Annotated in this window: 19 protein-coding genes and 2 pseudogenes; 19 read left to right on the top strand and 2 right to left on the bottom strand. The window is 45.0% G+C overall.

All coding sequences use genetic code 11. The annotated features are described in order from the left end of the window. Window positions 1-353: 353 nt before the first annotated feature. The 8 genes from WMO62_RS00005 (at window position 354) to glgB (ending at window position 8,839) form a co-directional block, all read left to right on the top strand. Complete coding sequence (locus WMO62_RS00005) at window positions 354-1,316, top strand: substrate-binding domain-containing protein (protein ID WP_178756516.1); 963 nt, start codon at window positions 354-356, stop codon at window positions 1,314-1,316. An 83-nt stretch (window positions 1,317-1,399) separates the two neighbouring features. After that, on the top strand, window positions 1,400-2,254 hold the full coding sequence (pstC, locus tag WMO62_RS00010) for a phosphate ABC transporter permease subunit PstC (protein WP_117496557.1): 855 nt from the start codon (window positions 1,400-1,402) through the stop codon (window positions 2,252-2,254). Beyond that, entirely contained in the window at window positions 2,247-3,122 is an 876-nt protein-coding gene (pstA, locus tag WMO62_RS00015; protein ID WP_435390373.1) for a phosphate ABC transporter permease PstA, read from the top strand. Before pstC ends, pstA begins: the two co-directional genes overlap by 8 nt. Window positions 3,123-3,129: 7 nt before the next feature. Further along, window positions 3,130-3,879, top strand: a complete 750-nt coding sequence (pstB, locus tag WMO62_RS00020) for a phosphate ABC transporter ATP-binding protein PstB (RefSeq protein WP_349143376.1) — start codon at window positions 3,130-3,132, stop codon at window positions 3,877-3,879. 4 nt (window positions 3,880-3,883) lie between these two features. Beyond that, window positions 3,884-4,531, top strand: a complete 648-nt coding sequence (phoU, locus tag WMO62_RS00025; protein WP_118596125.1) for a phosphate signaling complex protein PhoU — start codon at window positions 3,884-3,886, stop codon at window positions 4,529-4,531. Between the two features lie 38 nt (window positions 4,532-4,569). Continuing rightward, window positions 4,570-6,264, top strand: a complete 1,695-nt coding sequence (locus WMO62_RS00030; RefSeq protein WP_349143377.1) for a Na/Pi cotransporter family protein — start codon at window positions 4,570-4,572, stop codon at window positions 6,262-6,264. 134 nt (window positions 6,265-6,398) lie between these two features. Continuing rightward, window positions 6,399-6,914 carry a Gx transporter family protein gene (locus WMO62_RS00035; protein ID WP_349143378.1) on the top strand — a complete coding sequence of 172 codons (516 nt, stop codon included), beginning with the start codon at window positions 6,399-6,401 and terminating at the stop codon, window positions 6,912-6,914. 80 nt (window positions 6,915-6,994) lie between these two features. Then, window positions 6,995-8,839: a 1,4-alpha-glucan branching protein GlgB gene (gene glgB / locus WMO62_RS00040; protein ID WP_349143379.1), complete on the top strand. Its 1,845-nt coding sequence runs from the start codon at window positions 6,995-6,997 to the stop codon at window positions 8,837-8,839. Here glgB and WMO62_RS00045 read toward each other — a convergent pair. Both WMO62_RS00045 and WMO62_RS00050 read right to left on the bottom strand, forming a co-directional pair. Next, window positions 8,787-9,884: a HAMP domain-containing sensor histidine kinase gene (locus WMO62_RS00045; RefSeq protein WP_349143380.1), complete on the bottom strand. Its 1,098-nt coding sequence runs from the start codon at window positions 9,882-9,884 to the stop codon at window positions 8,787-8,789. The two genes, glgB and WMO62_RS00045, sit on opposite strands and share 53 nt — an antisense overlap. Beyond that, window positions 9,881-10,555, bottom strand: coding sequence for a response regulator transcription factor (locus WMO62_RS00050; protein WP_117496565.1), 675 nt, complete (start codon window positions 10,553-10,555; stop codon window positions 9,881-9,883). The genes WMO62_RS00045 and WMO62_RS00050 overlap by 4 nt, the downstream gene beginning before the upstream one ends. Window positions 10,556-10,872: 317 nt before the next feature. Between WMO62_RS00050 and WMO62_RS00055 the strand changes: the two genes are divergently transcribed. The 11 genes and pseudogenes from WMO62_RS00055 to spo0A all read left to right on the top strand — a co-directional run bounded on the left by WMO62_RS00055 (window position 10,873) and on the right by spo0A (window position 24,145). Further along, window positions 10,873-12,084, top strand: a complete 1,212-nt coding sequence (locus WMO62_RS00055; protein ID WP_349143381.1) for an ROK family protein — start codon at window positions 10,873-10,875, stop codon at window positions 12,082-12,084. Window positions 12,085-12,162: 78 nt separating this feature from the next. Continuing rightward, window positions 12,163-13,029, top strand: a complete 867-nt coding sequence (locus tag WMO62_RS00060; protein ID WP_349143382.1) for a class II fructose-bisphosphate aldolase — start codon at window positions 12,163-12,165, stop codon at window positions 13,027-13,029. A gap of 24 nt (window positions 13,030-13,053) precedes the next feature. Next, window positions 13,054-13,737 carry a D-lyxose/D-mannose family sugar isomerase gene (locus tag WMO62_RS00065; RefSeq protein WP_349143383.1) on the top strand — a complete coding sequence of 228 codons (684 nt, stop codon included), beginning with the start codon at window positions 13,054-13,056 and terminating at the stop codon, window positions 13,735-13,737. Between the two features lie 15 nt (window positions 13,738-13,752). Continuing rightward, window positions 13,753-14,874, top strand: coding sequence for a carbohydrate kinase family protein (locus WMO62_RS00070; RefSeq protein WP_349143384.1), 1,122 nt, complete (start codon window positions 13,753-13,755; stop codon window positions 14,872-14,874). 188 nt (window positions 14,875-15,062) lie between these two features. Beyond that, window positions 15,063-15,692: pseudogene (locus tag WMO62_RS00075) on the top strand (substrate-binding domain-containing protein); the annotation flags it as partial. Between the two features lie 7 nt (window positions 15,693-15,699). Further along, window positions 15,700-16,173: pseudogene (locus WMO62_RS00080) on the top strand (site-specific integrase); the annotation flags it as partial. Window positions 16,174-16,358: 185 nt separating this feature from the next. Further along, window positions 16,359-17,918, top strand: coding sequence for an efflux RND transporter periplasmic adaptor subunit (locus tag WMO62_RS00085; RefSeq protein WP_349143385.1), 1,560 nt, complete (start codon window positions 16,359-16,361; stop codon window positions 17,916-17,918). Next, window positions 17,918-20,974: an efflux RND transporter permease subunit gene (locus tag WMO62_RS00090; RefSeq protein WP_349143386.1), complete on the top strand. Its 3,057-nt coding sequence runs from the start codon at window positions 17,918-17,920 to the stop codon at window positions 20,972-20,974. The genes WMO62_RS00085 and WMO62_RS00090 overlap by 1 nt, the downstream gene beginning before the upstream one ends. Before the next feature lie 139 nt (window positions 20,975-21,113). After that, entirely contained in the window at window positions 21,114-22,373 is a 1,260-nt protein-coding gene (locus tag WMO62_RS00095) for a sensor histidine kinase (RefSeq protein WP_349143387.1), read from the top strand. After that, window positions 22,354-23,178, top strand: coding sequence for a response regulator (locus WMO62_RS00100; RefSeq protein ID WP_117496575.1), 825 nt, complete (start codon window positions 22,354-22,356; stop codon window positions 23,176-23,178). Before WMO62_RS00095 ends, WMO62_RS00100 begins: the two co-directional genes overlap by 20 nt. 154 nt (window positions 23,179-23,332) lie before the next feature. Then, a complete protein-coding gene (gene spo0A, locus WMO62_RS00105) occupies window positions 23,333-24,145 on the top strand; it encodes a sporulation transcription factor Spo0A (protein WP_118438126.1) in 813 nt (270 codons plus the stop codon). Window positions 24,146-24,218: the final 73 nt, after the last annotated feature.

The raw sequence follows: 24,218 nt of genomic DNA on the forward strand, positions 1-24,218 counted from the left end.
CGCATAGTATAATTACCATTGGTATTGTTATTTAGTAGCATAATTAATTATACCAAAAAATCGCTCAGACCTCACGGTCTGGGCGATTTTTCTGTCAGGGGAGTTTTTTTACAGCCCCTGTTTCTTGTTTTGAGAAAACTATCAGTTCAACTTTATTTATACATCCAACTATCCTAAACAAGCAACAAATGTACAGACGCCGGTGCGCTGGCATCAGATTTTACATACATTTCACATAAAAGCGATTTTAGATTTTACATGGGAACGGTAATATCATAGGCGTACTAAGGAAATGGCATTAAATCAGAAAGAGCCAAACAAAAAGTCATGACATGAAGGAGAGAAGAATTATTATGAAAAAAGTAATCGTAGCAATGATGTTAATGGCAATGACCGCAACCACAGTTGCAGGATGCGGAAGCAATGATACAGCAGCAGATACCACAACTGAGACCGCAGCAGAGGACACCACGGCAGATACTGCTGATGCAGCAGAGGATACCGCAGCAGATACCGCCGCAGCAGGAGCAGCAAGCGGAGCAATCTCCGTACTGTCCCGTGAAGATGGATCCGGTACCAGAGGCGCATTCATCGAGCTGTTCGGAATTGAGCAGAAAGATGCAGATGGTAATAAAGTAGACAACACCATCGACAGCGCAGAGATCACCAACAGTACTTCTGTAATGATGACTACTGTAGCAGGCAACAAAGCAGCTATCGGTTATGTATCTCTTGGATCCTTGGATGAGAGCCAGGTAAAAGCAGTTCTGATCGACGGAGCTGAGGCAACTGCTGAGAATGTAAAGAGCGGAACCTACAAAGTATCCCGTCCGTTCAACATCGCAACCAAAGGTGATCCGGATGGACTTGCAAAAGACTTTATCGATTTCATCTTAAGCGAGGAAGGTCAGGCAGTTGTTGAGGAGAACGGTTATGTAAGCGAAGGCAATACCGGAGCATTTGAGGGAACCAAGCCGGAAGGCAAGATCACAGTCGGTGGATCTTCTTCTGTAACACCGGTTATGGAGAAACTGAAAGAGGCTTATACTGCAGTGAATCCGAATGCAACCATCGAAGTACAGCAGAGTGATTCTACCACTGGTATGACTTCCACGATTGATGGAACCTATGATATCGGAATGGCTTCCAGAGAGCTGAAAGATGAAGAAGCTGCACAGCTGACTCCGCAGGTGATCGCACTGGATGGTATCGCAGTTATCGTAAACAAAGAGAACCCGATCACTGAACTTACTTCTGAAGATGTACTGAACATCTACACCGGAGTAACCACTGACTGGTCCGAGATCGCTCAGTAAAAACAGCTGCACAAAGGGCAGGATGCAAGGGTGAAAACAGGATGCTTTCACCCTTGCCTGTTTACGCAGATGGGAGAATCTATATGAAAAATGTAAAAGAGACCGTCATGCACGGAGTATTCCTAATCGCAGCATGTGTTTCTATTCTGGCAGTAGCTTTGATCTGCATCTTTTTGTTTGCCAATGGACTTCCGGCAATTGCCAAGATTGGACCGATCAAGTTTCTGACCGGGATCAAATGGAAGCCAATGAATGAAATCTTTGGTATCTTTCCTATGATCGTGGGAAGCATCTATGTGACCGCAGGAGCCATTCTTGTGGGAGTTCCCATCGGAATCCTGTGTGCGGTATTTATGGCAAGATTTTGTCCGAAAAAAATATATCCGATCCTGAAACCGGCCATTGAGCTGATGGCAGGAATTCCTTCCATAGTATATGGATTTTTTGGACTGGTGGTGATCGTTCCGATCATACAGCAATTGACCGGAACCAGTGGAAAAGGAGTACTTACAGCTTCTGTTCTTCTGGGAATCATGATCCTGCCAACGATCATCGGAGTTTCAGAGAGTGCGATCCGGGCAGTTCCGGAGAGCTATTATGAAGGAGCACTGGCACTGGGAGATACCCACGAACGCAGTGTGTTCTGTGCTGTTCTTCCGGCAGCAAAGTCTGGAATCATGGCAGGTGTGATCCTTGGAGTTGGTCGTGCTATCGGAGAGACCATGGCGGTGATCATGGTGGCAGGTAACCAGCCGGTGATACCAGGAAGTGTGCTGGCAGGTGTCCGTACCATGACAGCCAACATTGTACTGGAGATGGGCTATGCGGCAGGACTTCACAGAGAAGCACTGATCGCTACAGGTGTAGTGTTGTTTGTATTTATTCTGATCATCAATGTGCTGTTCTCGCTAATCAAGAAGGGAGATAGCAATGGCTAAGAAGGAAAAGGATTATACAAAGATTCAGAAAATGAAAGCAGCAGCTTTAAGAATACTGGTCTGGGGAGCAACAGTCATCACAGTGGCAGTGCTGGTATCTTTAATCGGATATATTCTGATCAAAGGTGTTCCCTGCTTGAAGCCAAGCCTGTTTGCATGGGAATACAATACGGATAACGTATCTATGATGCCGGCGATCATCAACACGATCGTAATGACATTTGTAACTCTTCTGTTTGCAGTGCCGGTAGGTGTATTCTCTGCCATTTATCTTGTTGAATATGCGAAGCGCGGCAACAAGCTGGTGAAACTGGTTCGTATGACGACAGAGACACTGTCCGGTATTCCTTCTATTGTATATGGATTATTTGGTTACCTGATGTTTGGTGTAGCATTTCACTGGGGCTATTCTATGCTGAGCGGTGCTTTGACATTGGCTATTATGGTTCTCCCATCCATTATGAGAACCACGGAGGAAGCATTAAAAGCAGTGCCGGATTCCTATCGGGAAGGAAGCTTTGGTCTGGGAGCCGGACGACTTAGAACCGTATTTGTAGTCATCCTGCCAAGTGCGATTCCTGGTATTCTGGCAGGTGTGATCCTGGCTATCGGTCGTATCACAGGTGAAACAGCAGCACTGATCTATACAGCGGGAACCGTACCTGGTATCCCCACTACAAAACTGGCTGGTGTGCCAATCTTTGATATGATGTCATCCGGCCGTACACTTGCAATACATATGTATGCACTTTTGAACGAAGGTCTCTATATGGAGCAGGCTTATGCAACTGCAGTGGTATTGCTTGTTATGGTACTTTTGATCAATGCACTTTCCGCATTTATTGCGAAGAAGTTTACGAGGAGCTAAGAAAATTATGGGTAAATTTAACATATCGAATCTGGATCTTTATTACACAGATTTCCATGCCTTGAAAAATGTAAATCTGGATCTTCCGGAGAAAGAGATCACAGCGTTCATCGGACCTTCCGGATGCGGAAAATCCACTTTGTTGAAATCCCTGAATCGTATGAATGATCTGGTAGAAGGATGTAAGATCACCGGGGAGATCACTTTGGACGGTGTAGATATCTATAAAAATATAGATGTAAACCTGTTGAGAAAACGGGTGGGAATGGTATTCCAGAAGCCGAATCCATTTCCGATGAGCATCTATGACAATATTGCCTATGGACCGAGAACCCACGGCATTTATAATAAATCCAAGCTTGACGATATCGTTGAGAAGTCTTTGCGCGGAGCAGCCATCTGGGATGAAGTAAAGGATCGTCTGAAAAAGAGCGCACTGGGAATGTCCGGTGGACAGCAGCAGCGTCTCTGCATTGCGAGAGCACTGGCAGTACAGCCAGATGTGCTTCTGATGGATGAGCCGACTTCCGCACTGGACCCGATCTCCACATCCAAAGTAGAAGACCTGGCACTGGAGCTGAAGAAAGATTACACCATTATCATGGTTACTCATAACATGCAGCAGGCAGCACGTATCTCTGATAATACCGCATTTTTTCTGCTGGGAGAAGTAGTCGAGTATGACAAGACCGAGAAACTGTTCTCTATGCCGAAAGACCGGAGAACTGAGGATTATATTACAGGAAGGTTTGGTTGATGATATGAGAAATCAGTTTGAAAAACAGTTGCAGCAGTTGAACGAAGATCTGATCAGTATGGGAGCCCTCTGTAAAGAGGCTGTGGCGGATGCCATGACAGCTCTTCTGTATTCTGATAAACAGGCAAGACAGAAGGCATTCCTGACAGAATATGAGATCGACCACAAGGAGCGCGATATTGAGTCTCTGTGTATGAAGCTTCTGCTCCAGCAGCAGCCGGTGGCAAGAGACCTGAGAAATATTTCCGCAGCTCTGAAGATGATCTCTGATATGGAGCGGATCGGAGATCAGGCATCCGATATTGCGGACATTACCAAATATCTGGAGAATAGTGAGCTGACCCAGCATGTACATATCCAGCAGATGGCAGAGGCAGCTATGGGAATGCTGACAGACAGTATTGAAGCATTTGTAAAGAAAGATCTGTTGCTGGCCAGAAAGGTCATGAAGCAGGATGATGTGGTGGATGAGCTGTTCAATCAGGTGAAATCCGAGCTGATCACAGCTATTGCAGAAGAGTCGGATCAGGGTGAGATTTGCATTGACATGGTAATGGTGGCAAAATATTTTGAACGTATTGCCGATCATGTAGTGAATATTGCCGAGTGGGTGGAGTATTCCGTCACCGGAGAACATAAAGCGCACGAGTAAATAGTTTTATAGAGAAAGATAATGGGGAAAGAGGACAAATGAAAGAAAATATGCAGATTGTATTTGGACTGTTGGGTGGACTTGCTGTATTCATCTATGGCATGAATCTGATGAGTGAAAGTCTTCAGAAGGCAGCCGGAGAGAAAATGAAGTCGATTCTTGCACTTCTGACAAAGAACCGGATCATGGGTGTGATCGCAGGTGCACTGGTAACTGCTGTATTGCAGAGCAGCAGTGCCACCACGGTCATGGCCATTGGTTTTGTCAGCGCAGGACTTATGAGTCTGCCACAGGCAATTTCGATTATTTTCGGAGCAAATATTGGTACTACTATGACCGCACAGATTATAGCCTTTAAGATCACAGACTATATTTATGCGTTTATTTTTATTGGATTTATTCTGACATTCGTCTGTAAATCAGAGCGGATCAAGAGTATCGGACAGACTATATTTGCATTCGGCTTATTGTTCCTTGGCATTGAGACCATGGGGGATGTGATGAAGCCGCTGGCATCCAGTCCGGTGTTTACAGATCTGATTGGAAAAGTGTCCGGTATTCCGGTGCTTGGACTTCTGCTTGGTACGGCAATGACGCTGGTAGTACAGAGCAGTAGCGCGACGATTGCAGTTCTGCAGAATTTTGCAGCCCAGCCGGGTGCAGATGGAGTGACGAGTATTCTGGGACTGGTGGGAGCAATCCCGATTCTTCTGGGAGATAATATCGGAACGACCATCACTGCACTGCTGGCATCTCTTGGACAGAGCCGTGATGCCAAGAGGACGGCGATTGCACATACCATTTTCAATCTGTCCGGCTCCCTTGTATTTATCTGGTTTGTAAAGCCTTATGCTGCACTGATCCAGGCAATCTCTCCCAAGGGACCGGAAGTGGAAGTAATCTCCAGACAGATTGCGAACGCGCATACATTATTTAATCTGACCATGACGGTAGTGTGGGTATGTCTGCTCGGATTGATGGTGAAGATCGTTATGTGGCTGATCCCGGATGCAAAAGATGCAAAAGTCAATCCGCTTCAGCCGGCTTTTCTTGATAAGAAAGTTATCGGTCAGCCAACTGTTGCATTGAAGCTGGTGGCCAAGGAAGTGCTGCACTGCAGTGGAATGGTAAAAAATATGCTGAAGGATCTGGCAGGGCTTAGCAAAAGTGAAGATCCAGCACTGGTTGGAAAGATCAAAGAACAGGGTCAGACGCTTCATTCCTTGATGGAAGCTATCAATGATTATCTGGCAGAGCTGTTTTCTGCAGGTGTACTGACAGAATTGCAGGCAACACAGACAGCCAAACTCATGCATGTGTGTGGAGATGTGGAACGTATGGGAGAACTGGCTGCTGATCTGACAGATGTGATTGCAGGTAAAATGGAACTGAAATACAGTTTTTCAGAAGAAGCTATGGAGGATCTGAGAAAGAGCCTGAAACAGATATCCAAGATGTATGGGGATGCCATGCGGGCATTGGAACAGGGAGAACCGGAAGAACCGGAGAAGCTGATCCATCGTCGGGAAAAAGTCATGGATCTGGATATCAACATGCGGAAAGCCCACATGGATCGGGTGAACAAAGGAAAGTGCAAAGCAAAATTATCGGCACCGTTCACCAGACTGCTTCACTGTGTGGACCGTATGGGAAACAGCTGTGTGAATCTTGCAGATATGGCCATGGAACACATGAACTTTGGATATTTTCTGGATATGGAGGATGACAGATGAATCAGGTCAGCTGTTATCAGAACAGAGAATTCTTCTTCAAAAAAGCTTATGAATTAAGCACTCATTTGGAATAATATCAGGTTTTCACAGAACCCCTTTCTATGATAGAATAAACATAGAAAGGGGCTTTTGTTATGCAAAATAAAACAAAACGATTGGCACTCATGGGACTTCTGACTGCTCTTGGACTGATCATAGGCTATATTGAATTCTTAATACCGATTCCACTGGGAATCCCGGGGGTGAAGCCGGGATTTGCCAATATTGTGATCGTATGGGCACTGTACAGTCTGGGACCATGGGAGGCACTGATGATCAACGGTATGAGGATCTTTCTGTCTGGTTTCTTATTTGGCAATTTTTCCATGATCCTATACAGTCTGGCAGGAGCAGCGGTAAGTTTTCTGTGTATGTGTCTGGCAAAGAAAAGTGGGCTTTTCAGTATGACAGGTGTCAGTATGATAGGTGGTGTCATGCACAATATGGGGCAGCTTCTGGTGGCTATGGCAGTGCTGGAAACAGTAAGTCTGGTTTACTATGGACCGGTGCTTCTGGCTGCGGGGGTGATCACCGGGCTTCTGATCGGCATCGTGACTGGAGAAGTGAAGAAGAGGATTACGGCCGCATTGGTGAAAAAGATAGAATCATAGTACGAAAACGCATTCTTTGTATCTTGTTTCCGTAACGTGTTTCCGATAGAATAGAGAAAAAGATTAAACGGGGGAAATGTATGGATTTTCAGAAATTCTTACAGGGAAAGGCATTTGATGCCTATGAATATTTTGGGGCACATCTGACAGAAGAGGGAGCTGTGTTCCGTGTGTATGCACCGAATGCGGCTAATGTGGAAGTACAGGGAGATTTTTCCGGCTGGAAGTTGCTGCCCATGAAACAGAAACAGAATCCTGGTGTTTTTGAACTTGAGATAGCAGGGGCAGAAGCCGGAATGTATTATAAATATGCGATCACAGGTGCGGATGGACAAGTTGTTTACCACTGCGATCCTTATGGAATGCTTATGGAGCTTCGTCCTGGATTTGCATCCCGGATCGTAGATCGTACCTGGAAGTTTACGGATGAGAAATGGATGCAGAAGAGGGATGTGGGAAAGAATTACAATAATCCTATGAATATCTATGAGCTGCATGCAGGTTCCTGGAAGCAGAAGGAGGACGGCAGCTGGTATGATTATGAGGAGCTGGCAGAGGAGCTGATCCCATATCTGAAAAAAATGGGATTTAATTATATTGAATTTCTGCCGCTGTCAGAGCATCCTGCAGACTGCTCCTGGGGATATCAGAATACAGGATTCTTTGCACCTACATCCCGCTATGGAACACCGCAGCAGTTGAAACGACTGGTAGAGATGTGTCATGAGCAGGGAATCGGTGTGATCACAGATTTTGTGCCCGTGCATTTTGCCATGGATGATTATGGACTGAAGGATTTTGATGGAACACCATTGTATGAGTTTCCACATCCTGATACAGCCTACAGTGAGTGGGGAACCATGAACTTTATGCACAGCAGAGGAGAAGTTCGGAGCTTTCTGCAAAGTGCGGCGAATTACTGGCTGACCGAATTTCATTTTGACGGTATCCGTATGGATGCTATCAGTCGTGCCATCTACTGGAATGGTGATCCGGCCAGGGGAGTCAATGAACGGGCAGTGGAATTCTTAAGAAATATGAATGCAGGGCTTCATAAGCTTCATCCATCGGCGATTCTGATGGCAGAGGACTCGACCGATTTTCCGAAGGTAACCGCACCGACAGAATATGATGGTCTTGGATTTGATTATAAGTGGGATATGGGCTTTATGAATGATACCCTGCGGTTTTTCCAGACTGCACCTGTGTACCGTCCATATGATTATCACAAGCTGAGCTTTTCCATGATGTATTTTTACAGTGATCTGTTCCTGCTTCCTTTTTCCCATGATGAAGTGGTACATGGAAAAGCAACGATCATTCAGAAAATGTTTGGTGACTATGAGATCAAATTCCCGCAGGCAAAGGCATTTTACGCTTATGTGTACATGCACCCGGGCAAGAAGCTGAATTTTATGGGAAATGAGTTTGCTCAGTTCCGGGAGTGGGATGAGACCAGGGAACAGGACTGGGATCTGCTGAAATATCCGCTTCATGATGCATTCCAGCGGTTTTATGCGAAGCTTTCTCATCTTTATCTGGAAGAGCCGGCATTGTATGATGGAGAATATAATTCAGACTGCTTTGGATGGCTGGAAGTGGATGCTGCGGACTATGTGACTTATGCATGGGAACGGAAAGCATCCGGTCAGACGATCGTGACGGTTATGAACTTGTCTGATCAGTTCTGGAAAGATTTCCGGGTAGCTTTGCCGGAACAGTATGAACTGACAGAGCTTTTGAACACAGACTGGGAAGAATTTGGTGGAAATACAAAGCCGGAGGATCAGAACTGGTCGGTGGAGAACAAGCCATATAAAAAGAAGGAGCAGGCCCTGTGTCTGGACCTGCCGCCGTTTACAGCAAGAATATTTAAGGTAAAGAGTGTAAAGCACTCTGCTCAGAAGAAGACTCCGAAGAAATAGTATGTGCCGGAAGGCGGACAGTGAAGGTGCTTCCCATGTCGGGAGCACTTTCCACTTCCACAGAGCCTCCGTAAAGGGTAACGATCTGGCGGACTAACGCAAGTCCCAGGCCGTTTCCCTTTTTTTTGTGGGAAGTATCACCCTGATAAAATTTGTCAAAGACCCGTTGCTTTACCTCTGGTGTCATGCCGATGCCCGTATCCGTGAAGCTGACGGTCAGCCAGTCCTTGTCCATGAAGGCACGGATCGTGATCTCACCGCCTGCCGGAGTGAATTTGATGGCATTGTCCAGCAGATTATTCCAGATATGCGAAGTCAGTTCCCGGTTGCCTTTCCAGATGATAGAATCCAGATCCGGATCGATCACCAGATTTTTTTCAGACCAGATCGTTTCCCGCAGCAGGATGCATTGCCGGATCTGTTCATCCACATGGAAGGATTCCTGGTCTGTGATGATCGTCTGATTCTCCAGACGGGACAGACTTAAGATATTTCCGGTCATATGAGACAATTCTCTTGTTGTCCGGATGATGATATTGATATATTCATTTCGCTCTTCAGCAGAGAGAGTATCGTCCTGCAGAAGGGTGGCATATCCACTGATGGTGGCGAGAGGGGTCTTGAATTCATGGGAGACACTGGAGATAAAATCAGAGTGAAGTGTCTCAGTACTGTTCAGTTCCTGCACCATATGATTAAAATTGGTCAGAAGATCATGGATCTCACCCTTGTGCGGATCTGCATCCAGTTTCACATTGTAATTGCCTTCTGCCACCTGCTGCATGGATCTGGAGAGCTGAGTGATCGGGTTAAGCGCATGCTTGAAGATAAACATACTGATAAACACCCCAAGGATCGTTGTGATGATCGCCAGCACAAAGATAAAATGCAGTCCGGTCAAGGGCAAGGGAAGCAGATTCCACACATTCAGCTGGTTCATCAAGTGAATCGTAAGACCTACGATCAAAAAGGAAAAAATCATCATCCAGAAACAGCACACGACCACTTTTGCCCAGATGGAATAAAAACTATTTTTCATTTTCATTTGGTGATCATCCCCTTATAACCAAGTCCCCTTACGGTCTGGATCTGAAAATAAGGAATATCCCGGAACCGGTCTCTCAGCCGGTTGATATGCACATCCACGGTACGGATATCGGTCTCGGAATCATATCCCCACAGCTCGTCCATGATCTGCTGACGGGTAAAGGTATGGTTCGGGAAGGACAGAAGCTTGTACAGCAGCTGAAATTCCTTCTGAGGAAGGATCTGGGAATTATCGTCAATTGTGACGGTCAGATTGATATAGTCCAGGCACACATGGTCAAATTCCAGTTTCTTTTCATAGATGATCTTTGCTCTTCGAAGCAGCGCTTCCACGCGAAGCAGCAGTTCATTGACATCAATGGGTTTTACCATATAGTCATCAATGCCCAGCTTAAAGCCTTTGGCTTTGTCCGGGAATGTATCACGGGCTGTAACCACAAGGATCGGCAGCTGATACCCACTGTCTCTGAGTGCTTTGGTAAGATCATATCCGTCCATGTTCGGCATCATCAGATCGGTAATGATCAGGTCAATATACATCTGATCCAGCAGAGCCAATGCTTCCTCGCCGTCTGTGGCAGAAGCAGTCTCATAACCATTCTTATTTAATACACGGCAGATCAGCTTGTTCAAAGCCTGATCGTCTTCAACAACTAAAATGTGAAACATACGCTTGTCACCTCAAATATAAATTATCATTTATCATAACTGGATTTATCATAAAGGACGTTTGTGAACGGAGTGTGAATTTGTAAAATATTTTCTACAGCTGTTGCTGGGTTTGGGGAGCATGGGTTATACAAATCTTTAAGTTTTGTGAAAAGTGAATGATTACCAGATGTTGAATTTGTATATTTTGTATACAAATTGTGCATCTGGTAATTTTTTTTGCACATTTTATGAAAAAACTATTGACAATTAGTAAAAGGAATGTATCATGTAAATATAAAGTAAAAGCGTTGTACTAATAACAGGAGCTAAAGCAGATGTCAAAAACAGGTGTGAATAACAAACTTTTGAAACAGAAGAACCGTGGTTTACTGCTGAAGCTGATTGCAACCGGGGAATGTAGTTCAAGAATTGAGCTGGCACAGAAGACCGGCCTGGCCAAGATGACCGTTTCTAATATTGTTAACGAATTTTTGGAAAACGATATGCTGGAAGAACGGGAGAAAGTACAGACGGAGGGAAAGGGAAGAAATCCTATTCAGCTCAGTATTTCACCCAGAGCACCTAAGCTGATTGGTGTGCATCTGTACCGGGAAGGCTGTAATGTGATTTTATGTGATCTACAGCTGAATATACTTCGAAAATTCAGTTTTCCGGTGACATCTGCCAATGCAGAAAATCTGATGGAACAGATACTGGATGCGATTGACAGGATGTTTGTTGAGGCAAAAGGAGAACGAATCTGGGGAATTAGTATTTCCGCACTTGGTCCGTCGGATATTCTCAGAGGAAAAATACTGAAACCTACGAATTTTTGTGGAATTCAGGATTTGGAACTGAAGAGAGAGATAGAATTAAGGTATCAGATGCCGGTCTATTTTGACAGTGAGAGTAACGGTGCTGCCATTGTAGAAAAATACTACGGAAATGGAAGTGACTGTGAAGATTTTATCTACGTAGTTCTGGCAAATGGTGTAGGAAGCGGTCTGGTAGTGGGTGGAAAGCTTTACACCAGTATCAGCGGCATGACATGCGAGTTTGGCCATGTGAGCATTAACTGGAAGGGGCGACCCTGCAATTGTGGAAGCAGAGGCTGTCTGGAAACCTACATTTCCAGTAAAGTGCTGGAAGAAAAGATGCAGAGAGTAACAGGCGAGATAAAGAGTTTCCGGGAATTCTGTCAGGAAATAGATCTGGCATTGAAACGAGAGCAGAATAGAGAAACGGAATTTAATGGGAAAGAGAAACAAATAGATCTGATTCTCAGGGAAATGGCAGAATACCTGTCCTGTGGTATTACTAATTTCTCCAATGGTCTGAATCCACAGAAGATTATTATTGGCCATGACGGTTACTGGGTGCCGGATCAATATCTCAGACTGGCAGAAGAACAGGCCAATGAACGGCTTCTTACCAGGCGATACCGGAAAATCAAGGTGATGAAATCTCATTTCCAGGCGGAGGGAACGGTGTTCGGCTGTGCAGGTGCACTGCTGACTGCCATTTTTGAAGGAAAATTATTTGAATAAGCGTAAAGCGGTTACACTGGACAATAGTCCATAAATTATACATCATGATAGGCAGAAAAAAGAAGGAGGAATTTTATAATGTTGGCAACATTAAAAGACGTTCTGAAAGTAGCAGAGGAGAAAGAGATTGCTATCGGCGCATTTAATGCACCGAATCTGGAAAGTCTGCAGGCTGTTATGGCAACTGCAGAGGAGATGGATCTTCCAGTGATCATTCAGTTTGCACCGGTTCATGAGGTACATAATCCGCTGGCGCTTATGGGACCTCTGATGGTGGATTTCGCGAAGAAAGCAAAAGTTCCGGTATGTGTACATCTGGATCATGGTGACAGCATTGACCGTGTGAAATTTGCACTGAGCATGGGATTTACTTCTGTTATGTATGACGGTTCCACTCTTCCGTATGAGGAAAATGTGGCAAATACCAAGCTGGCAGCAGAACTGGCACATGCACAGGGAGCTGACATTGAAGCAGAGCTTGGAAGCATGGGAAAGACCGAGTCTGGAGAAGGTGTAGGAAGCGGTGAAGATGATGAGACTAAGATTTACACTGATCCGGTACAGGCAAAGGATTTTGTGGCAAGAACAGGTGTGGATGCACTGGCATGCTCTTTTGGCACCACTCATGGTATTTATCTGAAGAAACCGCGTCTTGATTTCTCTGTAGTAGAAAATGTAAGAAAAGAGACGAATGGTATTCCGGTTGTTATGCATGGCGGTTCCGGCGTCAGCAAAGAAGATTTCCATGCAGCCATTCAAGCAGGCGTCCGCAAAATCAACTACTTTACCTATATGGACCGTGCAGCTGGTATGGCCGTACAGAAATGGGCAGCAGAACTGAAAGAAAACGTTCCGCCATTCTATACCAGTGTGACGGCTGTAGCCAAAGAAGCAATGAAAGAAAATGTAAAAGATGCTATGCGTACATTTGCGCGTCTGGATTAATCGAAAAAAGGGGGATTTACGATTATGAAACGTTCCAGAATCAATCAGGTCATTAAAGATATGGAAGCTCTGGCAAAAGAAAATGGATTTCACCTGCCGCCGTTCTGCAGCTGGACACCGGAGGAATGGGCAGAAAAAGGTCATGAGTGTGATGAGATCCGTGACAATAAATTAGGATGGGATATTACAGACTATGGTCTTGACAGATTTGATGAAGTAGGATTTGCGCTGGTAACTATTCGGAATGGTAACCTGAAAGATCCAAAATATAAGAAACCTTATGCGGAAAAACTTCTGATGCTGTATCCGGGACAGGATTCTCCGCTTCACTATCATTGGAGCAAGATGGAGGATATTATCAATCGCGGTGGAAATGATCTTTATATTACTGTATTTAACGGTGCAGATGGTAATAAAAAACTGGATACAGATGTAACAGTTGTAACAGATGGAGTAGAAAGAACTGTTCCTGCGGGAACAAAAATTAAGCTGACTCCGGGCGAGAGTATTACTATTACCCAGTATCTGTATCATGATTTCATCATGCCGAAAGAAGGCGGACCGGTACTGTTAGGAGAAGTTTCCATGTGCAACGATGATGAAAACGACAACTGCTTCTATGAGAAGATGGGACGTTTCCCGGAGATCGAAGAGGATGAACCACCATATCGTTATTTGTGTACGGAATATCCGGCAGCAAAAGACTGATGGAGGAATTTCTCTATGGAGAAGAAAATTGTAGTGGCTGGACATATCAGCGTGGATATGACGCCGGTATTCCAGGGAAGTAAAAAGAAAAGTCTTTCGCAGATACTGTGTCCGGGAAAGCTGATCCGCACTGGAGATATGGTTGTCTATAGCGGAGGTGTAGTATCCAATACGGGTCTTGCACTTCATAAAATGGGAGCAAATGTTCATCTGGCAGGAAAAATTGGAAATGATGCATTGGGTGAAATGATGCTCGCTATGATGAAACAGCATGGAACCGAAAAAGATCTGATTATTGATGATGCAGTGTCGACTTCATACACCATAGTGATTGCACCACCTGGAATTGACCGTGTATTTTTACATGGACCGGGTGGAAATGATACCTTTGTGGCGGACGACCTGAAAGAAGAACTTCTGGATGGTGCAGCACTGGTACATTTTGGCTATCCGCCTCTTATGCGGAAAATGTATGAAAATGATGGTGCTGAGCTGGTAAAACTGTGTAAAAGGGTTCATGAAAAAGGAGCGGCCATGTCTTTGGATCTGGCAGCGGTTGATCCGGATTCTCCGGAAGGACTTGTAGACTGGAAAAAACTTTTGACATGCGTACTTCCGGAGGTGGATTTCTTTGTACCGAGTATGGAAGAACTTTGCTTTATGCTGGATCGTCCACGTTATGAAAGCTGGATAGAACGGGCAGGAGATGGCGATGTGACGGAAATCCTGGATCTGGAGAATGATATCCGTCCGCTGGCATCCCAGGCAATTGATCTGGGCGTAAAGGTTCTTATGTTGAAGTGCGGTGCACAGGGAATGTATTATCAGACGGCCGGGACTGATCTGATTTCCAAAATTCCGCCGGCAGTGGAATTGAAGGTGGAAGACTGGGCAGACAAATCCGGATTTCAGAAGAGTTTCATTCCCAGCAGAGTACTTTCCGGAACCGGAGCAGGTGACTCCAGTATTGGCTGTTTCCTGTACTCCATGCTGCATGGCTACCCTGTAGAACGCTGTATTCAGCTGGCGGCAGCCCAGGGGGCATCCTGCGTAGAGGAAGTAGATACACTAAGCGGTCTTCATACACTTCCAGAACTGGAAGCCAAGATCGCAGCAGGATGGAAAACAAGAGAATAAGAAAACGACAGGAGCAGTGCTTATGTGACAAATCACATGGCACTGCTTCTTTACTTTGTGACAAGTGGCATGTGAAGTATGACAAATGTCATGAAAAAATCGTTACAATGTACAGGTGTACAAATCATGAAAATCATATATGATACAAATATCACAAAACAATATTATTTTAGGGGAGGAAAACCAAAATGAAAAAGAAAGTTCTTTGTGCACTTCTGTGTACAGCAATGGTAGCATCTTTAACGGCTTGCGGAAGCAGCTCATCTAAGCCGGCAGATACTTCTGCTGATACTGCGAAAGAAGAGAGTACCGACGCCGCAGATGATACCGCAGAAGCAGATACTGCTGATGCAGCAGCATCTGAGGGAGGAAGAGTTTTTGGTTATACTTGTATGGATGGAACCAACCCGTTCTTCGTAACTCTGGAAGCTTCAATCCGTGAAGTTGTAGAAGCACATGGTGACACTCTTATTTCCATGGATCCGGCAAACGATTCCAATACTCAGATTAATCAGATTGAGGATATGATCTCCAGAGGCGTAGAGTTCATGTTCGTAAACCCGGTTGACGCTGACGGTATTATCCCGGCACTGGATATGCTGAAAGAGGCAAACATCCCGATGTTTGGCTTCGATACTCAGGTTGGTGATATGAGTTATCTTACTTCTTATGCAGGATCTGATAACTACAATGCTGGTTATGTTTGTGGTGAAGACCTGGCTAAGAAAATTCCGGAAGGTGGAGATATCCTTGTACTGGATTCCCCGACCATGCAGTCTGTAACAGACAGAACCAATGGATTCCTGGATGCAATCAAAGAATGCGTTTTCGGAAGCTCTTGCAATTACACCTGCGGATTTTGATTTTGCCAGACAGACATTATCGATCAGCAAGACATGGGATTATAAAGGAGAGGGTGGATTTCTGCCTACAAAGAACAAGTCTTCTGTGAGAAAGATACAGATTGACTGGCAGATTGTAGTAAAATTTTCTGAACTAACGAAAGGTCTCCCTGAAAATGCGCCTATCTTTGTCGGAGCGACTAAAATATATAATTCAACAGTCAACGATGTGCTGACCAGACACTGTAAGGAGTGCGGTATTTCAGAGATTTCCATTCATGGACTCCGTCACACACATGCATCCTTGCTTTTGTTTGCGGGTGTATCTATTGCCAGCGTTGCACGCAGACTGGGACATGCGAGTATGACAACAACACAGAAGACGTATCTACATATTATTCAGGAACTTGAAAATAAGGATGTAGATCTTGTAATGAGAACGCTTTCCGGATTATAAAATTAGAATGTAGAGGGATTGCTTACGCTGATAAAGAACAACTGCAGGTTTTTATAAAAGAAAATTTGCAGTTGTTTATTTTATGCCAAGATCCAAATATTGTTACAGAAATTTATAATTTGTTTATAATCGGGTTATAATCTGTACACGGCTAAAAATTGAAAAAGATGACAGGAGGAGACAACATGAAAGCAAAGAAACTTATGGCAATGGGACTCGCAGTGACACTCTGCGTATCCGCGACCGCTTGCGGTAAGAATAAGGAGACAACCCAGGTCAGCAAGGTTTCTGTAGAAGTGGAAAATCCCCAGATGGGTGAATTGACCAGTGATACTACTTACATAGGTACAGTAGAACCGCAGCAACAGGTATATGTGATGCCGAAGCTGTCCGGAACAGTCACACAGGTCAATTATAAAGTAGGAGATACGGTAAAGGAAGGCGACGTACTGTTCAAAATCGATGATGAAGCATATCAGGTTCAGATGGACAGCGCACAGGCAGCATACAATACGGCACAGGCAGGAGCTACGGCGGCGACCAGCGGAGCCAGAGATCTCCAGAATTATCAGACTGAGGAGCAGATCCGTCAGCTTCAGAAAAATCTGAATGATACATATGAAAGTAAAGATGATATGGAAGATGATCTGGATGACACCAGAGAAACTATCAAGACAATGAGTGCAGCAAAGCAGCAGGCTCAGGCGGCAGTTGATAATGTGACAGAGCAAATTGGTGTAAAAGAAAAAGAAATTGAAGAGGCTAAAGTAGCAGGTAAGGATATATCTGTGAAGGAAACAGAGCTAGAGCTTCTGAAGTCTAAGAAGGCAGCGGCACAGCAGCAGTTAGAAACAGCAAATACAACGCTTTCTTCTTTGAACAGCGCAAAATCTCAGCTCAAATCCGGCATCGACCAGATTGAGACCAGCCAGGATACCTTGACAGACAGCTTAAATACTGCAAAACAGGCTTACTCCATCACACAGAACGAGGTATATCCGCAGACAGATGCAACGTATACTGCACAGCTTAACCAGGCAGCCGTAGGTATTGAGTCTGCACAGATGCAGCTGGATTATTGTACGGTGACGGCTCCGATCAGTGGTGTGATCGAAGCAATCAATGTAGAAAAAGAAGGAATGGCAGCAGCAGGTAATGTGGCATATATCATTTCCAACAAGGATTCCATGACTGTGACTTTTGATGTGGCAGAGGCTGCAAAAAATGCATTGAACATAGGTGATCATGTGACAGTGGAACGTAATGGACAGACCTTTGACGGAAGCATCACCGAGATCGGAACGATGGCAGGTCAGCAGACCAAACTGTTCCGTGTCAAAGCAACCGTGACAGGCGCCGGAGATGCCCTGCCAAACGGTGTATCTGTAAAGGTAAGTGCCACCACAGAAAAAGAAGACAATAAGATGTTGATTCCATTTGATTCGCTGTATTTCTCAGGTGGAGATGCTTATGTGTACTGCGTGGAGGACAATAAGCTGGTTCGTACTTCTGTAACAGTAGGTCTTATGGATGATGAACATGCAGTGATCGAAGACGGGCTGACAACTGACAGTCTGGTTGTGGATAACTGGTCTGCCAAATTAAGAAATGGTGCAGAAGTAGAGATCGTGACTCTCAACGGAGAAGATGTGGTAAACAATACAGAAGACACATCTGAGGAAACAGAAGAGTCACAGGAACAGGCAACCGATGAGACATCTGCGGATGAGGAGGCTGCCGAGTAATGAATAGATTGACGAGGTTAGTGTTAAAACGGTCAGTAACGACTCTGCTGGCAGTACTTGCTCTGGTAGTATTCGGATTCTCATCACTGACCACTCTGCGTCTGGAGCTTATGCCGGATATGGAGATGCCGATGAAGATCGTATATACTGTATATCCGGGTGCAGATTCCGAGTCTGTGGACGATCTGGTGACAACGCCCATCGAGGATAAAATCGGAAGCTTAAGTGGTGTAAAATCCATCACTTCCAGTTCCATGGAAAATGTCTCCATGGTACTTCTGCAGTATGATTATGATCAGAATGTAAATGATGCATATCTGGATCTGCGGGCAGCATTGGATCAGGTAAAATCAGACCTGCCGGACGACAGTCAGGATCCTATGATCATAGAGATGAATATGGATTCTATGCCAAGCATTACCTATTCTGTCAGCACCTCCGATGGAACCGATGCCCTGGCATTTGCCAATCAGGATGTGGTTCCGGAGCTGGAAGCACTGAGCAGCGTGGCACAGGTCACTGTGTCTGGTGGACAGGAACAGTACATAAAAGTGGAGCTTGACAGAAATGCACTGAACCAGTATGGACTGAACATGAACTCCATAGCTCAGTATATCAAGGCAACGGATTTTACGATCCCGTTGGGAAATCTGGAGCAGGGAAGTCAGTCCATCAGTGCCATCAGCACTTCGGATAATGATACTGTACAGGCAATCCGGAATATTCCGCTGTATACAGCTACTGGAAGTGTGATCCATCTGTCTGATGTGGCAGATATTGACTGGTCTGTGAAGGATGCAGACAGTATTGCAAGATTTAACGGGGAAGACACCGTAACGATCTCCATGACCAAGAATCAGAGTGCCAGCACCATCGGTATGGTAAATGATGTGAAAAAGGTCATGAAAAATATTTCAGAGCAGAATGAAAATGCAGTGATCGAAGCTTCCTATGATGCATCGGAAATGATCTTTGAATCCTTAAGTTCTGTAGGAAGTACACTGGCTTTAGGTGTTATCCTTTCCATGATCGTTCTGTTCATTTTCTTCGGCGACTGGAAAGCAAGTATTATCGTAGGATGCTCAATGCCGATCTCGCTCCTCATGACGGTGATCGTTATGGCTTTGATGGGCTTCTCTTTGAACATTATGACTCTGGGTGGTCTGGTCATCGCCATCGGTATGATGGTAGACAGCTCCAGTGTCGTGATCGAGAGCTGTTTCCGTGCAAGAGATCGAGTGCCGGATTTCAAAGAGGCAGCACTGCAGGGTACCACAGAAGTGATTTCCTCTATTGTGGCATCCACCATCACAACGGTTGTTGTATATCTGCCGTTGTGCTTCTCCGGTGGAATGACCGGACAGATCTTTATTCAGCTGGGTCTTACGATTGTATTCTCCCTGGTGGCATCCCTGATCTCTGCGATCACTCTGGTACCACTGTTCTTTAAGATGTATCAGCCGCAGCAGAAGGAAGATCTGAAGATCAATCATTTGCTGGATATCATCAAAGAAAAATATGACCATATGGAGAGAAAAGTTCTTCACAGGAAAAAAACAAGCGTTCTGGTAGCAGTGTTACTGCTGATCGCTTCCTTCGTGATACTGAGCTTTACTAACATTGTAGCCATGCCAACCATGGATGAAGGTATGGTCAGCGTAGAAGCTACGTTCCGTCCCGGAACCAGGGTGGAGACTGTCAGTGAGCAGATCCTTCCGATCGAAGCTATGATCGCAGCTGATGAAAATGTAGAGAATTACACGATGACGGCTTCTTCCGGTAGTGCAACCATCTCTGTCAACTTAAAAGATAAGAGAAAGATGAGCACGCAGGAAGTGGTGGATAAATGGATCGAGGATACCAGTGATATTGTGGATATGCAGCTTGATATCACCATGTCAAGTTCCATGTCAATGGGAACAAGCTCCAGTTCCGGCGCATCCATTACCATTGGATCTGTGAATCTGGAAGATGCAAAAGAAGCTTCGGAGATGATCCAGGAAGCAACATGGAATATTCCAGGTGTGCTGAATGTATCGTCTGATGCAGGAAATAACACGACACAGCTTCGTGTTGTGGTAGATCCGTTAAGTGCCATGAGCCACGGTATGACACCGGCGCAGGTGGCAGGCGGTCTCTATAGCATGCTGAGCGGAACCACAGCCATGACAGTTACCTCAGACGGTGAGGAATATGATGTGGATCTTGAGTTTCCAAAGGGAACCTACGACAATGCCAGTCAGCTGATGGATGCAGATATTGGAGGTATTCCATTGTCCGAGCTGGCAACAGTTGAATATACCAATGCAGCGCAGACAATTATGAAGATGGATGGCAAGTATACCGTGACGGTAACAGCGTCCTGTCTGTCTGATGACAAATCCGATATTCAGGATGCTATGGATCAGTTACTGACCACACTGGATCTGCCAGACAGCGTATCTGAGGCTAAGACTCTGATGGATACCATGCAGGATGATATGTTTGGCGATATGGGTAAAGCCCTGGCAACTGCAGTATTTCTGGTATTTCTGGTAATGGCGATGCAGTTTGAGTCACCAAAATATTCGCTGATGGTCATGCTGAGTATCCCGTTCAGTTTAATTGGTGCCTTCGGTCTGGTATTTATCAGTGGAATTGATTTCAGTATGGTCGGTCTGATGGGTGTGCTGACATTAGTCGGTACGGTAGTAAATAATGGTATTCTCTATGTTGACGGTGTAAATATGATGCGCCGCCGGATGGATGTGGAGGATGCCCTGATCGAAGCCGGTAAGACCAGACTTCGTCCGATCCTGATCACTACACTGACAACTGTCATTTCCATGACACCAAGTGCCCTTGGATTTGGCGGAAGAAGTTCTGTTATGATGCAGGGTATGGCACTGGTCATCATCGGAGGTCTGGTAGCGTCTACGATCCTGATTCTGGTATTGATGCCGGTATTCTATCTGATCGTATATGGAACCAGCAAGAAGAACAGACGGAAAAAGAGACAGAAATATTATTTCTGGAAGAGAAAAACAAATACAGAAAAGCCTTTGGAAGAAGTATAAAAGCTTTGAAAAGAGAGGGGATTACGGAGAACCGTAATCTCCTTTTCGGTTTGCCGCATGCATAATTGGCTGTTGTTGTTTTGTTGTAGTCTGCCATGTATTCTGTTCCTGTAAAAAAACAGAAGATGAAGGCGAATAAATGGACTTTATAAAAGAAAAACTGAATATATGGAGAAACTATGGATTTGAAGCAAAAAAAATCCGGTTTTTGGAATTTTCGCTGGCGGAATATAACGCAAAAGTGCTGATCAACTGTCTGTGTATTGGTATTCCGATTATGTTCTTGCTGATTTGTATAAGAAGTGTGGCACTGGGATTTGAGAAGGCAAATGTATGGCCCATGGTGCTGGCCATCATAATATTTGTGTATTTGTTGTATTCTACAAAAGATCTTCTGAAATCGCGGATCAGGCTGAAGAAACACATTCATGTTCTGACCCGGATTTTCATCTGGACCATTTACGGAATGGCATTATATTACGATATTATGATGCGGCCGGGAGAGATCAACGGTATGCTCTGTGCAATCTTCATCGGGATGGAACTGATCTTCGCAGAATATCCGGAGAATCACCTGAAGATGGTTCTGTATGCATATCTGCTCACCATCTGTGTGGAGCTTCTGTTTGAGCATGGCGAGATCATGGTAATCAATCTGACCAACAGTCTGATCGCCATGCTGGTTGGACTCTATGTATCGTGGAATCAGTCCAGAGATCGGTTTACGATTCTGCTGTACAGGTACACAGAAGGATCAGAAGAAGAACAGAGAGTACGGACACAGATGATGCTGTCGCAGATCCGGCCACATTTTATCTACAATATTCTGGCATCGATCCAGGTGCTTTGCCTGAAGGATCCCCAGAAAGCAGCCGGAGCAGTTGCCTGCTTTTCCAGTTATCTAAGGGGAAATATGGATGCCATCGGCAACGAAAATCTGGTGCCGTTTCCTTATGAGCTTGCTCATGTGGAGAACTATGTGACGCTGGAAAGGATCCGGTTCGGAGAGAAACTTAAGGTCTGTTATGAATTTGAAAAAGGCTGGGATATGGATTTTGACATTCCTGTGTTGAGTTTACAGCCTATTGTGGAAAATGCCATCAAATATGGTGTAGGAGATAAAAAAGGCGGAGGAACCGTGTGGATTTCTGTACGGCGGGAAGGAGACAGTGCTTTGGTAGAAATCAGAGATGACGGAGTTGGTGTAGATGCACGCAACCTGAACGAACTCCCTATCCGGGATGATGGAAAGACCCATGTGGGACTGCACAATGTACAGGCGAGAGTAAAGCTGATGGCAGGAGGAAGCCTTGAATTTTTCAGCAAAAAAGACTGGGGAACGATCGTGACGATCAAGGTTCCGTGGAGGAGGAAGATACATGAATATACTGGCAGTTGATGATGAGCCTTTGATGCTGTGGCAGTTGACAGAAAATCTGAAACGCATATTTGAAAAACCGGAATATCGAGTCAGCGGATTTGATGAAGTGGATGATGTGATGGAATGGCTGGATGCACAGGAGAAGGGATCCATCGCCTATGCATTTCTGGATATCAAGCTGCGTGGGATGTCAGGAATTGAACTGGCCAAGGACATCAGAGAAAGAAGCCCGGAGACAAAGGTGATCTTCTGCACCGCTTATTCGGATTATGCTATGGAAGCATTTTCCGTCCATGCAGTAGGTTACTTGCTAAAGCCAGTCAGTGAAGGAGACATCCGGGATGTGCTGCGGCAGCTGGATCAGATTCTGACCAAGCCGTCAAAAAAGTCCGGAGTTGTGGTAAGAGTGCAGACATTTGGCGAATTTGAAGTGTTTGTGAATAACAAACCGCTGGTATGGGAGCGGAAAAAAGCACGGGAGCTGATGGCATATCTGGTAGACAAGCGGGGAGCATCCGCGACAACGGCGGAGATCGCCCTGGCATTGTGGGACGATGACAGCAAGATCCGAAGTGTACAGACGATCATTTCATCTCTTCGAAAGACCCTGAGGAAGGCCGGGGTGACAGATGTTCTGGTCAAATCAAGGAACAGGACAGCTGTGGATGTCTCAAAGATCTGTTGTGATCTGTATGAATTTATTGATGGAAACGTGGCAGCAGTCAATGCTTATCGAGGTGAATATATGTCCAATTACAGCTGGGCTGAATTTACCAATGGGCATCTGTATCACCAGACCTTTCACCGGTTTGAAGATAGTTGACAGGAGATATTGGGCTTGTCGAAAATGACTGTCGAAACCGGTAGACGGGATGAGCTTGTCAGATACTACAGCCTTTTTTATAATCTGACTATAAATGCTGATACGTTTTGTATAAGGATGTAGAAATCCAATAGGATAGTGGGGAGGTTTGTATATGAGCAAATGGAGCATTGCGATTGCAGATGATAATGAAAGAATGACAGAGATTTTAAGCGAGATCATGAAGCAGGATGAGGATCTGCAGGTTGTGGGAATCGCCCACAATGGAGAGGAAGCCTGTCAGCTGATCCGGGACAAAGGGCCGGACATTATGCTGCTGGATATCATTATGCCAAAGCTGGACGGACTGTCTGTGATGGAGCGGATCAGCCAGGATACGAAGATCAAAAAGAAGCCGGAGTTTGTTGTTGTATCCGCCATTGGACAGGAACGGATCACAGAAGATGCATTTCTGTTAGGCGCAAGTTACTACATTATGAAACCTTTTGACCATGAGATGCTGCTGAACCGGATCCAGAGCCTGAAGCATGCAGGAACGAAAGTGCGATCTGAGATCCGCACAGAAAGCAGGAAAGTGGTTCCCTATGAAAATAAAAAAGAATATGTGGAACGGAATCTGGAGACAGATGTGACCAATATGATCCATGAGATCGGTGTTCCGGCTCATATCAAAGGATACCATTATCTGCGGGATGCCATCATGATGGCAGTAGAGGATATGAACATGTTGAATTCGATTACCAAGATTCTGTATCCGACTATTGCCAAAAATCATCAGACTACACCAAGCCGTGTGGAACGGGCCATCCGTCATGCTATTGAAGTAGCATGGAGCCGTGGAAAGATGGATACCATTGATGAATTATTTGGATATACGGTCAGTGTTGGGAAAGGAAAGCCTACCAACTCAGAATTTATCGCATTGATTGCCGACAAGATCCGACTGGATTATAAAAAGAGAGCATAACCGGATGAAAACTTCTTTCAAAGAACTTCTCTTTGCGGTATAATAATACGAGAGTATAAAAACTGGAGGGGAA

The organism is Hominiventricola aquisgranensis, from assembly GCF_040096225.1.
Taxonomy (GTDB): Bacteria; Bacillota; Clostridia; order Lachnospirales; family Lachnospiraceae; genus Hominiventricola; species Hominiventricola aquisgranensis.